15 protein-coding genes are annotated in these 15,066 nt (G+C 62.8%); 6 read left to right on the forward strand and 9 right to left on the reverse strand.

Annotation, left to right across the window (positions count from 1 at the left end; all coding sequences use genetic code 11):
- Positions 1 to 7 precede the first annotated feature (7 nt).
- Genes NKI47_RS17160 through NKI47_RS17170 form a run of 3 tightly spaced genes read right to left on the reverse strand, consistent with a single transcriptional unit; the run spans position 8 to position 2,378 of the window.
- Positions 8 to 544 (reverse strand): Smr/MutS family protein, encoded by a 537-nt coding sequence (locus tag NKI47_RS17160; RefSeq protein WP_023675913.1) that lies wholly within the window; start codon positions 542 to 544, stop codon positions 8 to 10.
- Positions 541 to 1,647: a murein transglycosylase A gene (gene mltA / locus NKI47_RS17165; RefSeq protein WP_023675914.1), complete on the reverse strand. Its 1,107-nt coding sequence runs from the start codon at positions 1,645 to 1,647 to the stop codon at positions 541 to 543. Before mltA ends, NKI47_RS17160 begins: the two co-directional genes overlap by 4 nt.
- Positions 1,648 to 1,670: 23 nt before the next feature.
- Entirely contained in the window at positions 1,671 to 2,378 is a 708-nt protein-coding gene (locus tag NKI47_RS17170; RefSeq protein WP_023675915.1) for a Tim44/TimA family putative adaptor protein, read from the reverse strand.
- A 199-nt stretch (positions 2,379 to 2,577) separates the two neighbouring features.
- Between NKI47_RS17170 and NKI47_RS17175 the strand changes: the two genes are divergently transcribed.
- Both NKI47_RS17175 and secB read left to right on the forward strand, forming a co-directional pair.
- The gene (locus tag NKI47_RS17175; protein WP_023675916.1) at positions 2,578 to 3,069 is read left to right on the forward strand and encodes an FxsA family protein; all 492 of its coding nucleotides are present in this window, start codon (positions 2,578 to 2,580) and stop codon (positions 3,067 to 3,069) included.
- A gap of 113 nt (positions 3,070 to 3,182) precedes the next feature.
- Positions 3,183 to 3,683: a protein-export chaperone SecB gene (gene secB / locus NKI47_RS17180; RefSeq protein WP_023675917.1), complete on the forward strand. Its 501-nt coding sequence runs from the start codon at positions 3,183 to 3,185 to the stop codon at positions 3,681 to 3,683.
- A gap of 259 nt (positions 3,684 to 3,942) precedes the next feature.
- Here the strand turns inward: secB and dnaQ are convergent, their stop codons facing one another.
- The 5 genes from dnaQ to NKI47_RS17205 all read right to left on the reverse strand — a co-directional run bounded on the left by dnaQ (position 3,943) and on the right by NKI47_RS17205 (position 7,797).
- Positions 3,943 to 4,662 carry a DNA polymerase III subunit epsilon gene (dnaQ, locus tag NKI47_RS17185; RefSeq protein ID WP_023675918.1) on the reverse strand — a complete coding sequence of 240 codons (720 nt, stop codon included), beginning with the start codon at positions 4,660 to 4,662 and terminating at the stop codon, positions 3,943 to 3,945.
- An 86-nt stretch (positions 4,663 to 4,748) separates the two neighbouring features.
- The gene (coaE, locus tag NKI47_RS17190; RefSeq protein ID WP_023675919.1) at positions 4,749 to 5,351 is read right to left on the reverse strand and encodes a dephospho-CoA kinase; all 603 of its coding nucleotides are present in this window, start codon (positions 5,349 to 5,351) and stop codon (positions 4,749 to 4,751) included.
- Positions 5,348 to 6,190: a shikimate dehydrogenase gene (locus NKI47_RS17195; RefSeq protein ID WP_352591891.1), complete on the reverse strand. Its 843-nt coding sequence runs from the start codon at positions 6,188 to 6,190 to the stop codon at positions 5,348 to 5,350. Before NKI47_RS17195 ends, coaE begins: the two co-directional genes overlap by 4 nt.
- Positions 6,183 to 6,782: a Maf-like protein gene (locus NKI47_RS17200; protein ID WP_023675921.1), complete on the reverse strand. Its 600-nt coding sequence runs from the start codon at positions 6,780 to 6,782 to the stop codon at positions 6,183 to 6,185. The genes NKI47_RS17195 and NKI47_RS17200 overlap by 8 nt, the downstream gene beginning before the upstream one ends.
- Before the next feature lie 196 nt (positions 6,783 to 6,978).
- Positions 6,979 to 7,797 carry a pyruvate, water dikinase regulatory protein gene (locus NKI47_RS17205; protein WP_023675922.1) on the reverse strand — a complete coding sequence of 273 codons (819 nt, stop codon included), beginning with the start codon at positions 7,795 to 7,797 and terminating at the stop codon, positions 6,979 to 6,981.
- 401 nt (positions 7,798 to 8,198) lie between these two features.
- Between NKI47_RS17205 and hemE the strand changes: the two genes are divergently transcribed.
- From hemE to rho, 3 genes are all read left to right on the forward strand, one after another.
- A complete protein-coding gene (gene hemE, locus NKI47_RS17210) occupies positions 8,199 to 9,227 on the forward strand; it encodes a uroporphyrinogen decarboxylase (RefSeq protein ID WP_023675923.1) in 1,029 nt (342 codons plus the stop codon).
- Between the two features lie 2 nt (positions 9,228 to 9,229).
- Positions 9,230 to 9,775, forward strand: a complete 546-nt coding sequence (gene hemJ, locus NKI47_RS17215) for a protoporphyrinogen oxidase HemJ (RefSeq protein ID WP_031211566.1) — start codon at positions 9,230 to 9,232, stop codon at positions 9,773 to 9,775.
- Positions 9,776 to 9,941: 166 nt separating this feature from the next.
- Complete coding sequence (gene rho / locus NKI47_RS17220) at positions 9,942 to 11,207, forward strand: transcription termination factor Rho (RefSeq protein ID WP_023675925.1); 1,266 nt, start codon at positions 9,942 to 9,944, stop codon at positions 11,205 to 11,207.
- A 185-nt stretch (positions 11,208 to 11,392) separates the two neighbouring features.
- Here rho and NKI47_RS17225 read toward each other — a convergent pair whose 3' ends face one another.
- Positions 11,393 to 13,411, reverse strand: coding sequence for a thioredoxin domain-containing protein (locus tag NKI47_RS17225; protein WP_352591894.1), 2,019 nt, complete (start codon positions 13,409 to 13,411; stop codon positions 11,393 to 11,395).
- Positions 13,412 to 13,470: 59 nt separating this feature from the next.
- Between NKI47_RS17225 and mnmE the strand changes: the two genes are divergently transcribed.
- Complete coding sequence (gene mnmE, locus NKI47_RS17230) at positions 13,471 to 14,799, forward strand: tRNA uridine-5-carboxymethylaminomethyl(34) synthesis GTPase MnmE (RefSeq protein WP_352591897.1); 1,329 nt, start codon at positions 13,471 to 13,473, stop codon at positions 14,797 to 14,799.
- Positions 14,800 to 15,066: the final 267 nt, after the last annotated feature.

Below are 15,066 nucleotides of genomic sequence, written 5' to 3' on the forward strand. Positions count from 1 at the left end.
CGTGTCCTCATGAGCGCGCCCGCCGCAAGCGGATATAGAGCGCACCCGAGCCGCCATGTTTGCGGGCGGCATGGTCGTGGCTGGAGACGAGGGGCCGGAAGGCGGGTGTCGACAGCCATGACGGTACGGCGCGCCGCAAGACGCCATCACCGCCCGACGAGGAACCCTTGCCGGTGATCACAAGGACGTAGCGGATGCCGCCGGCATGCGCCCGGCACAGGAAGGAAAACAGCAGCGAATAGGCTTCGTCCTGGGTCAGGCCATGCAGGTCGACGCGGCCCTCGATCGGCAGCCGGCCCTTCGACAGCTTGTCCAGCGTCGGTTCGTCGAGTGCGTGGGAGACATGCTGCGCCTTCGGCTTTGCGGCCGTGGCAGCATTGCCCGCGACCTGTGCCGGCGGCGGCGCCTGCCTGGTCTCGTCGATCTCCGGCCCGACGTCTGGAATTTCGACGGCGGTTTTGCCCTTCAGCGGCTTTGCCGTGCGCGCCACCAGGTTCCACAGCACCCGGTCGTCCTCGCTCAGCCTGTCGATGCGCCGGGTCATCGGCCTGCTCCTGAAACCAGCGCCCGGGGGATCAGCGCATAAAAATCGGCGGCGTTGCGGATAACGCCGGCGATCTCGCCGGCCGCATCGCCCGACCCGGCAAACAGATCGCCGCGGGCCGGCCCGGTGATCGCCGAGCCGGTGTCCTGCGCGATCATCAGCCGCCGGAACGGTTTTCCGTCGAAAGCGGTCAGCGACGGCGCATCGATATGGAAGGGCGTGCCGAACGTGTGCAGCAGCCGGTCGACGGCGATCGAGCGGCCGGGTGTCAGCGCCACCTTGGCGGCAGCGATCGGGCCGAGCTCTGGGTCGTCGACGCCCATCTCGCGGAAGAAGATGTAGGAGCGGTTGCGCCAAAGGATCTCGTCGACGCGTTCCGGATGCGCCTTGAACCAGGCACGGATCGACTGCATCGTCACTTTCTCCAGCGGGATCTCGCCTTCCTCGCTCAGGATCTGGCCCGGTCCGGTAAAGCGCTGGCCGGATTTGGCGGCATAGGTGATGCGGCGAAGCCTGCCGTCGGTCATCTTGAGCCGCGCCGCGCCCTGCACGTGAATGAAGAAGGCGTCGACCTTGTCGGCGAGCCAGGCAATTTCCAGCCTTTTTCCGGCAAGCACGCCGCACTCGATCTCGCCGCGGTCGAAATATTCGACCGGGCCGTTCGGCGTCGCACGAGCAAAGGCGAGATAAGGATCCAAGCCTGAAGGACGATTGCCGTCGTCGACGTCGACAAGATCGGCCGGGCGCGACAGCAACGGCACCGAAAACCGTTGCGTGCGTACCGGCGAGGCTTCGACCTCCGGCTCATAAAAGCCGGTGACCAGGCCGGGAGCACCATCTTCGGCATCGATACGGGCCGGCACGAAATGGCGCTCGAAAAAGCTTCGGGCCTGCAACCGATTCGCCGGCGAAACGGTGCGCGCTTCGGCATAGGCATCGGCAAAGCCATTGTAATCGACGCCGAGCGCGCCGGAGCGGTAGGGTTTGGTCAGGACATGAAAGGCCGAGCGGCGAAAGGCCTCAAAGGCAGGGAGATGGTCGTCCTCGCCCCAGCCCGGCAATTCGCCAAAGGATTTTTCGCTGAAGGCTCGAGAAAGCGACACGACAGCCTCCGCCGCCGTCCAGTTCAGTCTTCTTCTTCGGTGGCGACGAGCTTCCAGTTCGGATCGCGCGAGCGCGCGTCACGAGCGAAGGTCCAGACATCCTTGACCTCGGCGACGGTTTCGGGATCGCCGTCGATGACGGCGCCGGCCTTGTCGCGGGTCGCCGAAATCAGTTCGCTGACGATGCGCAGCGTGATGTGCGCCTCGCTGCCCTTCATCTCGGCCGAAACGATGTCGGCCTTGTCGATGCCGACGAAGGAGGACTGGATCTTTTCGGCTTTCGCCTCACGGTCGCCGATGGCCGCGACGAAGCCGTCATAGACCTCGCGCGACAAAAGGTTCTTCAGCGTTTTACGGTCGCCATCGGCGTAGGCCATGACGATCATCTCGTAGGCCATCTTGGCGCCGTCGACGAAGGTCTTCGGGTCGAAGGTCGGATCATTGTCCTTGATCGCCCGCAGGCCCCGGTTGAGATCGGTGTCGGGCTTGGCAAAGGCGTCGATCGCCGCATAGGTGTCGGCCGCCGGCTCTCCCGCCAGCCGCTTGCGCGGCAGCGAAACCACGTTCTCGGGTTTCTGGGCGGCATCCTTGTCGTTTTTGCGCGCTGCCGTATATGGATCGAAGGGTGGGCGCTCGTTGCCCGTGCGTCGGCCAAGCACGTTGCGCAGCTGGAAGAAGATCACCACCGCCGCAATCAGAAAGAAAATCGTGCCGAAGTCGAAGAAGCCCATATCTTGCGCCGATCAATCCCTGCTTTGGCCGGACCAGCGGCCAAGCAAGGGCCGCGATCACATAGCGTTCAGTATCCAAAGCATATAGAACGCATGGCGCAATCATTCAAATCAAAGGCAGCCATACCTATCTAACAGCTCTGGTGCCAGCGGCGATTGCTCGCCGGCCGGCAAAACATCGAAAACGATCGGTCAAGATTTGCGTATCTCGCTGCTTCCCCTGTTCATTCTGGCGCTTCCGCTGCTGGAGATAGCCGGTTTCGTTATTGTCGGCCGCCAGGTCGGCGCGCTGGCGACAGTCGGCTTGGTGCTGGCCTCGAGTGTCGCCGGCGCCTTGCTCCTTCGACACCAGGGTTTTGGCGTCATGGCCAGGGTCCGTGCCGAAATGGATGCCGGGCGTGATCCGAGCGGCCAGCTTGCGCATGGCGCCATGATCGTGCTGGCAGCGATCCTTTTGATCATCCCCGGCTTCATCTCGGATATTTTCGGCCTTCTGCTGTTCCTGCCGCCGGTGCGCGATCTTGCCTGGCGGATGCTGAAAGGCCGCATCGTGCTGGCAACCGATTTCAGCAGTGGTTTGCGGGCAAGGCAACGCGGCAAGACCATCGATCTCGACGACGGCGACTATTCGCGGGCCGACGACCATACGCGCGGACCGGGTTCTCCCTGGCGCCGCCTCAAGGACGAGTAGCTGCAAGGCAACCGGCGTCTTTTGCAAACTTGTCTTGTCGGGCCGGCCATGATAGCGAACGCCCGAATTTCAATCCGGTCAGCAACGCTGCCCAGGCAAAAGGACCACAGCTTATGGCCAGCAACGACGACGCGCCGACCGGCGCAGCCAACGGTAATGGAAATGCGGCGCAGCCTTCGCTCAACGTGCTTGCGCAATATGTGAAGGACCTGTCCTTCGAAAGCCCGGGCGCACCGAACTCGCTGCGCGGCCGCGACAAGGCTCCGGGCATCGCCATCAATGTCAACGTCAACGCCAATCCGCTTTCCGACAAGCAGTTCGACGTCAATTTGACGCTGAACGCCAAAGCGTCGTTCGACCAGGAAGTGCTGTTCAATGTCGAACTGGTCTATGGCGGCGTCTTCTCCATCAGCGGCTTCCCGCAGGAGCACATGCTGCCGATCCTGTTCATCGAATGCCCGCGGCTGCTGTTCCCGTTCGCCCGGCAGATCATCGCCGAGGCAACACGCAATGGCGGCTTCCCGCCGCTGATGCTAGACCCGATCGATTTCGCGCAGATGTTCCAGCAGAAGTTGGCCGAGGACCAGGCTGCCGCCAAGGTCAAGGTGAGCTAAAGCGGTTGTCTCGCTTGAGTGTGGAAAACCCGGCCTTGCGCCGGGTTTTTTGTTTGAGACGCCGGCGGGACAAGTACCCCCCTCTGGCCTGCCGGCCATCTCCCCCTCAAGTGGGGAGATCGGACTTCACGTCAGCCTTCGCCAATCCTTCATCGCCGCAGGAATGAGCGAGGCGCTGGGTCTGCCAATCTCCCCCCCTTGAGGGGGAGATGTCCGGCAGGACAGAGGGGGGCGCGAAGGATCACTCCGGTCAAAATCACTATGCCGCGGAACTCGCTTCCGGGACGACCCGCAGCCACAGCGCCTTTTCGCCCAATGTGCCAACCATGCCTGCGTGTGCTGTGCGCTCGGCGTCGGTCAGGCGCGCGGGCAAGGCGATCGGCCGCACGCCGATCGAAATATCGATGTCGTCGACATTCTGCCTGCCGCCCGCCGGAGTCAGGATGCTGTCGAGGATGAGGCTTGCCTGCTTGCCGCCGATGAGCTCGATATAGACCTCGGCCAGCAATTCCGAATCGAGCAGCGCGCCGTGCTTGGTGCGGCGGCCGTTGTCGATGCCGTAGCGGCGGCAGAGCGCGTCGAGCGAATTGGGGCCCATCGGATGCTTGCGGCGCGCCAGCGCCAGCGTGTCGACGATCCGTCCCGGATCGATGGCCGGATGACCAAGCCGGCCGAATTCGAGATTGAGGAAGCCGATGTCGAAGCCGGCATTGTGCGCGACCAGCTTGGCGCCGTCGATGAAGGCCAGAAACTCCTCGGCGATCTCCATGAAAGTCGGCTTGCCCTGAAGATCGGCGGCGCTGATGCCGTGCACGGCCTGCGCCTCGTGATGGATCTGGCGGCCTTGCGGGTTGATATATTTGTGGAAGGTTCGGCCGGTCGGGAAGCGGTTGACCAACTCGACGCCGCCAAGCTCGATGACGCGGTCCTCGCGCGCGTCGAGGCCGGTGGTTTCCGTATCGAAGATGATCTCACGCATCGAATCAGTCCACTGGTTCCGGCATCATTCTAGCCGAATCACACCAGGAACAAAATGGCAACAAGTAATGTGAGTCTGCAAGCCTCTTAACCAGGCCTGGCTGCCTTATCCACGACTAGTTCGGCGATGATGGCCTTGACGGCCGCGCGAGCGGCGTCAAAACCCTGACCGGTGTCGATGACGAAGTCGGCGCGCCGGCGCTTTTCGGCGTCGGGAACCTGCCTGGCCAGGATCGACGCCAGTTTCTCCTCATTCATGCCCGGCCGCGCCAGCACGCGGGCGCGCTGGACTTCAGGCGGCGCGGTGACGACCACGACCTTGTCGACGCGATCGCGGCCGCCGGTCTCGAACAGCAGCGGTATATCGAGCACGGCAAGCGGCGCGCCGGCGGCACGATGTTCAGCCAGGAACGCATCGGCATCGGCACGGACCAGCGGGTGGATGATCGCTTCCAGCCGTTTCAGCGCGGGGGCGTCGCCGAGCACCCGCTCCGCCAGTGCCGCGCGGTCGACCGCACCGGATCTGGTGGTGCCGGGAAAGGCCGCCTCGACCAAGGGCGCGGCCTTGCCGGCATAAAGGCGATGCACAGCCTCGTCGGAATCATGGACCGGCACGCCGGCTTCGGCAAACATCTTGGCCGTGGTCGATTTGCCCATGCCGATCGATCCGGTGAGGCCGAGCACGATCATTTTATCGCGCCGATATCGGCGATGATCATTTGCCGCAGTTCGGCGGTGACTTCTGGCCTGATGCCGAACCAGCGCTCGAAGCCGGGCACCGCCTGGTGCAGCAGCATGCCGAGCCCATCGACGGTTCTCAGGCCGCGCGCTTTGGCCGCGGCAAGCAGCGGCGTCTCCAGCGGCACGTAGACGATGTCGGTGACGATGGCGCCGTCCGGCAGTCTGCGGGGATCGGCGGACAGGCGTTCATTGCCATGCATGCCGAGCGCTGACGTGTTGACCAGCAGGCCGGCATCTTCGAGCAATTCGCCGGTCGCCGCCATGCCATGGGCGGAGACGCCGGCACCGAAGCGGTCGCGCAGCTCCTGCGCCCTCGCAAGCGTCCGATTGACGATGCGGATGTCGCTGATGCCGCGCTGCTTCAGCGCATGAATAACCGCGCGAGCGGCGCCACCGGCGCCGAGCACCACGGCGCGGCCGTTGGCCGCCCAGCCCGGTGCATATTCGTCCAGATTGGCGGCAAAGCCATGGGCGTCGGTGTTGCCGCCGCACAATTCGCCATCCTCGAACCACAGCGTGTTGACCGCACCGATCTGTTCGGCGTCGGCGTCACGCCGCTTGGCCAAAGCGAAGGCGGCTTCCTTGTGCGGGATGGTGACGTTGCCGCCGCGATAGCCTTGTGCCTGCAGCGTCTGCAGGAATTCGGCAAACGCCTCTGGTGCAACGTCGATGGCCTCGTAGACGCCGCCGATGCCGTATTTCGCCAGCCAGTAGCCGTGGATCTTCGGAGACCTGGAATGCGCGATCGGGTGGCCCGTGACAAACGCCTTTTTCGTGGCCTCAGCCATCGATCGCCCCGAACTCACGCAGCTTGGCCAGCACCGGCAAAAGTGGCAGGCCGACAATAGTAAAATAGTCGCCTTCGATTTTTTCGAACAGCTGGATGCCTTCGCCTTCGATCTGGTAAGCGCCGACGCTGGACAACGCCTTGGCGCCGACGCGCGCAAGATGGCGGCCGATGAAGGCCGGATCGAGCTTGCGCATGGTCAGGCTGGCGATGCCGACATGCCGCCACAGAACCTGGCCGTCACGGCCGAGCACGACGGCGCTGTTGAGATGATGCGTCTTGTCCGACAGCGCCAGCAGATGACGGCGCGCTCCTTCCATGTCGGCCGGCTTATGGAACAGCTCGTCGCCGAGCGACAGCGTCTGGTCGCAGCCGAGCACTAGGGCGCCGGGCTTGCGCTCGCTGACGTCGGTGGCCTTGGCTTCGGCGAGCACCAGGGCGACGTCCTCCGGCGACACGCCACTATTCTGCAGCGGCGCCTCGAGCGCGCGCTCATCGACAGAAGCCGGAACCGCTTCGACAGTGACGCCGGCATTGACGAGCAGCGCCTTGCGGAACGGGCTGCCCGAGGCAAGGATGATTTTTTCAGCCATTTTTTTCGCCTGATCTTTCCTTCTCCCCTTGTGGGAGAAGGTGGATTGGCGCGCAGCGCCAAGATGGTTGAGGGGTGCTGGACGGAGTGCAGGTGATGCCAAGCTGGAACACCCCTCATCCGACCGAGCTTCGCTCGGCCACCTTCTCCCACAAGGGGAGAAGGTAAGGACCACCCACAGCACAAGCGCCCAAACCCTAGCGCGTCTTGCCGCGCAGGGCAACGATGGCCGCCGCCGTCTCCTCGATCGAACGGCGGCTGACGTCGATCATCGGCCAGCCGTGCCGCGTGCATATCTGGCGGGCATAGGTGAGCTCTTCGGCGATCGCGGCACGGTCGACATAGTCGGTCGGCTCATAGGCGCTGGTGCCGAGAATGCGGTTCTGCCGGACTTGCGATATGCGTTCGGCGGTGGCGACCAGGCCGACGATCAGCGGCCTCCTGGCATTGACCAGGATTTCGGGCACCGGCACGCCGAGCACGATCGGGATGTTGGCGGTCTTGATGCCGCGATTGGCGAGATAGATGCTGGTCGGCGTCTTCGAGGTGCGGGAGATGCCGACGAGCACGATGTCGGCATCGTCCATATTGGCCGGCAGCTGACCATCGTCATGCTCCATGGTGAAGTTGAGCGCGTCGATGCGGCGGAAATATTCGGCGTTCAGCACATGCTGGGCGCCGACGCGTCGGCCGGCAGGCGTGCCGAGATAGGACTGGAACACCGTCAGCACCGGCTCCAGCACCGAGACGCAAGGCAGGCCCATGGCCGCACAGCGTTCGTCGATGCCGCGGGCAAGCTTCTGGTCGACCACCGTGTAGAGGATGATGCCCGGCTCCTCCTCGATGTCCTCGAACACCTTCGTCACCTGCTTTTCGGTGCGGATGAGCGGGTAGATATGTTCGATGGCGCGCGCATCCTTGTATTGCGCGGAAGCCGCGCGGCCGGCGGCCAGCAGCGTTTCGCCGGTGGCGTCGGAAATCAGGTGAAGATGAAAGAAGCTCTGCGGTTTGTTCACAGGATACATTCCAGGCTGTGGGCCGATGTGGATAAGCCGGGCGGAAAACTCGGCCACCGCAAAGCGACTGTATCAGATGCCGGTTTGTCCACAATTCGATGTGCTGTCGGCTTCTCCGGGCGGTTGGGGACAAGTCCGGGGACGGAGCTTTTTGCCTTCGCTTCATCCACAGGGGCAATTTCCCTGGCCTGGCGGCAACGCATTGACTTCAGTCGTAAATTCGCGGTTTTCCACAAAGTCCTGCAATCCCGTTGGAGAAGCGCGCGACAATATGCTGGCTGGTCTTTTCGAGGGCAAAGCGGGACAGGAGACAACCACCACAACCAACAGACTCTTAGAATCATAAGATTCCTAAAAATAGAATATTTAATTATAGGGAAGCCTGGAAAGGCGAGCGCTCAATGCCTCAAGACCGGATCGTGCTGGACGTGTTGAGAGGCAAAGCGGCGTTTCCGCCGCCGCTCTGGATGATGCGCCAGGCCGGCCGCTATCTGCCGGAATACCGGGAGACGAGGAGACGGGCCGGATCCTTCCTCGATCTTTGCTACGACCCGGATCTCGCCGTCGAAGTGACGCTGCAGCCGATCGAACGCTTCGGCTTCGATGCATCGATCCTGTTTTCCGATATTCTTGTCGTGCCGCATGCGCTTGGCCGCGACGTGCGCTTCGAGGAAGGACGCGGCCCGCTGCTGACGCCGATCACGGCTGCGGAAATTGCGGCTCTCGACGGCGAAACGTTTCACGTGAATCTCGAGCCGGTCTACGAGACGGTGCGGCGGTTGCGCGCCAGACTGCCTGATGAAACGACGCTGATCGGCTTCTGCGGTGCGCCCTGGACGGTGGCGACCTACATGATTGCCGGCCACGGTACGCCCGACCAGGCGCCGGCCAGGCTGTTCGCCTATCGCGAGCCGGCGGCCTTTCTTAGGCTGCTGAAGGTGCTCGCCGATCATTCGGCTGCCTATCTGATCCGCCAGATCGAGGCCGGCGCCGACGTGGTGCAGATCTTCGATTCGTGGTCAGGCGTACTCGACGAAGCGTCTTTCGAGTTGTTCTGCGTCGAGCCAGTGGCCTCGATCGTCCGGCAAGTGAAGGCTGCCCATCCCAATGTTCCGATCATCGGCTTTCCCAAGGGCGCGGGAGATCACTATCGAAGCTATCGCCAGAAGACCGGCGTGACCGGGCTGGGCCTCGACTGGACCGTGCCATTGTCGACGGCGAAGGAATTGCAGCGTGACGGCGCCGTGCAGGGCAATCTCGATCCGCTGAGGCTTGTAGCCGGCGGCAAGGCGCTTGACGACGGCGTGGGGGCGATCCTGAAGGCGCTGGGCGACGGGCCGCTGATCTTCAATCTCGGCCATGGCATCACGCCGGAGACGCCGCTCGCTCATGTCGAGCGGATGGTCAAGCTGGTGCGGAGCGCATCGTGACGATGATGGGCGCGGACAATGCGAACGGCACCAACACCGGTAAGGGCGCGATGCGCCGCGCGGCAATCGCGATCGCCATTTTCCTGGTGCTGGCCGGCCTGCTGTTGCTGTTCGGGCCCGATGATTTCTATCCCTGGGCAAAGGCGATCCATGTGATTGCCGTCATCTCCTGGATGGCTGGCATGCTCTATTTGCCGCGCTTGCTGGTCTATCATGCCGATGCCGAAAAAGGCTCCGTCCAGTCGGAGACTTTCAAGGTGATGGAGCGCCGCCTGCTGCGCGGCATCATCAATCCGGCAATGGTGATCACCTGGGCATTCGGCCTGTGGCTTGCCTGGAAAGGCTTTGGTTTTCAAGGCGGCTGGCTGCATGCCAAGATCGCCGCGGTGGTTGGCCTGTCGGCCGTGCATGGCTATCTCGCCGGCGCCGTCCGGAAATTTGCCGAAGACCGCAATGAAAAATCGGCAAGGCACTGGCGGATCGTCAATGAGATCCCTACATTGCTGATGATCGTCATCGTCGTCCTGGTTATCGTGAAACCGTTCTGACGTCTTCGGTTGCCCGCAAAAGGCGGCTTGCTCTTTCAACCGACCGACGATAAAAGACGGGTCTTCCTTCCCGTCATGCGCCGCCCATTTATCGCTTCGGCCGCGCCCGGCATTTGTCGCATCCCGCCGATATTTTTCCCAAAGCTTACTCAGAGTCCGTCTAATGATGCAAGAAATGAAACTCACAGAGTTCAAGAACAAGAAACCGCCAGAGCTGATCGCTTATGCGGAATCGCTCGAAGTCGAGAATGCCAGCGTCATGCGCAAGCAGGAGCTGATGTTCGCGATCCTGAAGAGGCTGGCGACCCAGGATATCGAGATCATCGGCGACGGCGTCGTCGAAGTGCTGCAGGACGGCTTTGGCTTCCTGCGCTCCGCCAATGCCAACTATCTGCCAGGTCCCGACGACATCTATATTTCACCGTCGCAGATCCGGCGGTTCTCGCTGAAGACCGGCGATACGGTCGAAGGGCCGATCCGCAGCCCGAAAGAGGGCGAGCGCTATTTCGCGCTGCTCAAGGTCAACACGATCAATTTCGACGACCCGGAAAAAATCCGCCACAAGATCCATTTCGACAATCTGACGCCGCTTTATCCGACCTCGCGGCTGAAGATGGAGATGGAGGTTCCGACCTCCAAGGATATTTCGGCGCGCGTCATCGACCTGGTGGCGCCGCTCGGCAAGGGCCAGCGCGCGTTGATCGTGGCGCAGCCGCGCACCGGCAAGACGGTGCTGCTGCAGAACATCGCCCATTCGATCACCACCAACCATCCGGAATGCTATTTGATCGTGCTTCTGATCGACGAGCGGCCGGAGGAAGTCACCGACATGCAGCGCTCGGTGAAGGGCGAGGTGGTGTCCTCGACCTTCGACGAGCCGGCGGTGCGCCACGTCCAGGTCGCCGAAATGGTCATCGAAAAGGCCAAGCGCCTGGTGGAGCACGGCCGTGACGTGGTCATCCTGCTGGACTCGATCACCCGCCTCGGCCGCGCCTACAACACCGTGGTGCCGTCGTCCGGCAAGGTGCTGACCGGCGGTGTCGACGCCAATGCGCTGCAACGGCCGAAGCGCTTCTTCGGTGCTGCCCGCAATATCGAGGAAGGCGGCTCGCTGACCATCATCGCGACAGCGCTGATCGATACCGGCAGCCGCATGGACGAGGTCATCTTCGAAGAGTTCAAGGGCACCGGCAATTCGGAAATCGTGCTCGACCGCAAGGTGGCGGACAAGCGCATCTATCCGGCCATGGACATCCTCAAATCCGGCACCCGCAAGGAAGACCTGCTGGTTCCGCGCCAGGACCTGCAGAAGATCTTCGTGCTGCGCCGCATCCTGGCGCCGATGGGAACGACCGACGCCATCGAGTTCCTTATCGACAAGCTCAAGCAGACCAAGACCAACGCGGATTTCTTCGATTCGATGAATACGTAGGGGGTTGGCCGGCGCCGTCCTTCCCTTCTCCCCTTGTGGAAGAAGGTGGATTGGCGCGCAGCGCCAAGCCGGTTGAGGGGTGCCGGACGGAACTCCGTCGGCGCCAAGCTGGAACACCCCTCATCCGACCGAGCTTCGCTCGGCCACCTTCTCCCACAAGGGGAGAAGGGGGAGCCGCGTTGGACTCATTGCCGGTGCAACAGCCGCTCAAGCTCCTCGGCACTAGTCACCACCGGCAGGCAGACCTGCCCCGTGCAGAGCCAGGCGCCGGGCTCGGCCGTTGGCGGCATGACGCCGCCTGGCAAGGCCGGCAGATTTGTCGCCGAGCCAACAGGCACGACGATGTCCACCCGGCGCGGGTCTGGATTTCGATTCGCAACCGGAACAAGCCTTGGATTCTCCGGTCTATCCACGATCACCAGCTTCAGCGGTTCAAGCGACAAGGCACAGGCATTGACTATACCCGCCTGGCCATAGCCCTGGTGCTCCGCCCGCCCGCCCGCGTGCTCTGCGACTGTCCAGGCTTTTTCCCAGAGATCGAGATCGCCCGAAAGCGACGACAATCGGACCAGGGCTTCGATGATCTGGCCGGTAGCGGAAGGAATGGCTTCGTCGACATCGCCGCGGATGCGGATCGGCACATCCGCGCTGTCGGACGCGGTCAGATAGTAGCCGGTCTTGTCGCTGTCCCGGTGCCAAAGATCGAGTTGCTCAATGAAGTTCCCGGCGCGATCGATATAGTCGGGATTGCCGGTCGCCTCGAACAGTGAGATGGCGGCGTTGGCCATGGCGGCATAGTCGCTCGACAGAGCCGGAAACAGCTTCTTTGCGCCGAGCATCGAATGCGGCAGGCGGCCGTCACGTCCGGCAGCCGCAATTGCGGCAAAGGCCGCTGCCGCCGCTTCGATCCAGTCGGATCGGCCAAGCGACCGTCCGGCCTCGGCAAGGGCTGCGATCATAAAGCCGTTCCAGTCGGTCAGGGCCTTGCCGTCACGCCCGGGCCGCACGCGCTGTTCCCTCGCTGCCAGCAGCCTTTGCTTGAGCGGAACGAGAAGGTCACGATCGACGACGCTCTGCGCCTGTTGAGCATCAGTCTGGCAAATGATCGGCTTGCCTTCCCAACCATGCGTACCGGCAAGCGTGAAGTATTTGAAAAACAATGCTGAATCGTCGCCAAGGGCTGCTTCGAGCTCATCCCTGCTCCAGGTGTAGTACAACCCCTCCTCGCCCTCGCTATCGGCATCAAGGCTGGCGGCAAAGGCATCGCCCTTGACTCGCATTTCGCGCAACAGCCAGGCAATCGTCTCTTCGATTCGCAGCCGGAACAATTCCTTGCCGGTTGACGCATAGGCCCAATTGCACAAGCGGATGAGCTGGGCATTGTCGTAGAGCATTTTTTCGAAATGCGGGACCAGCCATTCGGCGTCGGTCGAGTAGCGGCTGAGTCCGCCGCCAATATGGTCATAGATGCCGCCGGCCACCATCTTTTCGAGGCTTAGGAGAACAGTGTCGCGGTGGGATGCGGTGCCGTCGCGCAGCCAGGACAGCCAGAGGCTCTGCATGAACGGCGCGTTGGGGAATTTCGGCGCGCCGCGCAGACCGCCCAAATCGCGGTCGATCATGCCGTCAATGCCATTGGCGAGGTTCGCCAGCATGCCGCGGTCGAGCACGGCCTTGCCATGGCTGCCCGCCAGCCGCGTCTCGACATGCGTGGTCAGGCCGTCGGCACTCTGGTTGAGGCTTTCTTTCTTCTCCCGCCAAGCCTTGTCAACCGCCTCCAGCACCTGGACGAAACCCGGCCGGCCGTAGCGGGCTTCGCGTGGAAAGTAAGTGCCGCCCCAGAACGGCTTGCCCTCCGGCGTCAGGAACATGGTCAGCGGCCAGCCGCCCTGCTCACCCATCGAGGATAATGCCGCCATGTAGATCTGGTCGATGTCGGGGCGCTCCTCGCGGTCGACCTTGATATTGACGAAGAGACGGTTCATGACGGCGGCGACCTCGTCGTTCTCGAAGCTCTCATGCGCCATGACGTGGCACCAATGGCACGCGGCGTAGCCGACAGAGAGCAGGATCGGACGCTGCAGCACCTTTGCTTCGGCCAGAGCGGCGGGCGACCATGGCCGCCAGTGCACCGGATTGCCGCTGTGCTGCTGCAGATAGGGGCTGGCCTCTTCGGCAAGCAGGTTTTGTGCAGGCAATGTCACGGCGCTACTCGATGGCGGATTGAACAAGCATAGCTAGGGCGCTTCGGCAGAGCGGGCAAATGATTTCAAAAGACTCCATCGTGGCGCTGTCGAGCGGGCGCCTGCCGGCCGGCATTGCAGTGATCCGGATTTCCGGGCCGCAGAGTCGATTCGCTGTCGAAACGATTGCGGGATCGAAGGTGTCAAACCGCGTTGCCACCTATCGCAAGTTCCGGGCGCCCGACGGATCGGTGCTGGACAGCGGCCTGGTCGTCTTCTTTGCCGGTCCCGACAGTTTTACCGGCGAGGACGTTGCAGAGTTCCATGTGCATGGCGGGCGCGCCGTTGTGGCGAGGATGCTGGAAACGATCGCCTCCTTCGACGGCGTCAGGCATGCCGAGCCTGGCGAATTCACCCGCCGCGCCTTTCTCAACGGCAAGCTCGATCTGGTCGAAACCGAGGCGCTGGCCGATCTCATCAACGCCGAAACCGAGGCGCAGCGGCGCTTTGCCGTTCACAACGCCCAAGGCGTGCAGAGCGAACTCTATCTGGGCTGGCGCCGACGGCTGATCCACGCCCGCGCGATGATCGAGGCCGAGATCGACTTTGCCGACGAGGATGACGTGCCGGGCTCGGTCGCCGATACAGTCTGGTCCGATGTCCGGGCGATGATCGGGGAAATAGAGCGCCACGTCGCCGGCTTCCGCGCTGCCGAAATCATTCGCGATGGGTTCGAAGTGGTAATCCTCGGCGCGCCGAATGCCGGCAAGTCCAGCCTGTTCAACGCCTTGGCGCGGCGCGAAGCGGCCATCGTCACCGACGAGCCGGGCACGACCCGCGACCTGCTCGAGGTGGCACTGGACCTGGAAGGGGTGCGGGTCAGGGTAACCGACACCGCCGGTCTGCGCGAGGCGCCTGGCATGATCGAGGCGATCGGCATCGAGAAAGCCAGGACCAAGGCGCACAGCGCTGATCTGCTGTTGCTGCTGGAGGATCTGGCAGACCCAATCGCGATCGGTGTGCTGACGAGCGACATTCAGGCGCTGAGGGTCGGAACAAAAATTGACCTGTTGGGGGGCAAATCGCCCTCGCCCGCGGCGCACTATGATTTCGCTATCTCGACGCGGGACGGCACGGGTCTGACCGAACTGCTGGACGAGATCGGGCGTCGTGCCGCAGTCCAGATCGGCAAGGCCGGCGATATCCTGCCGTCGCGGCTGCGGCATGTCGAGCTGCTCAACGAGACGAAACGCTTCCTGCTCGCAGCAGTGGCCAGTTGTGATCGCGGCCAGGAACTGCAGGCCGAGGAGCTGCGCCTGGCGGCGGATCGGCTCGGACGAATCGTTGGGTCGGTCGATGTCGAAGACATGCTCGATGTGATTTTTTCGCAGTTTTGTATTGGAAAATGACTCACGTGAAACATAAGGGAAGGAGCACCGGCGGTGATTCACGTGAAACACGGGCCCAAGAATAGGTGGGTACTGTTTCACGTGAAACGATCTCGCTCGTAGCGTCTCCCCTTCTCCCCTTGTGTGAGACCTTTGCACAGAAGCCGATTGGTGATTCTGTGATTTGGTCGAAGCAGGGAGATTCGGGATGGCGGATCGTGTTCTGGGTCAGTTGAGTCTGGCGGACGGGCTGGCGGCGTCGGACGAGACGATTTTCGACCTGGTATC

It is taken from the genome of Mesorhizobium sp. M0633 (assembly GCF_040320645.1).
Lineage (GTDB): Bacteria > Pseudomonadota > Alphaproteobacteria > Rhizobiales > Rhizobiaceae > Mesorhizobium.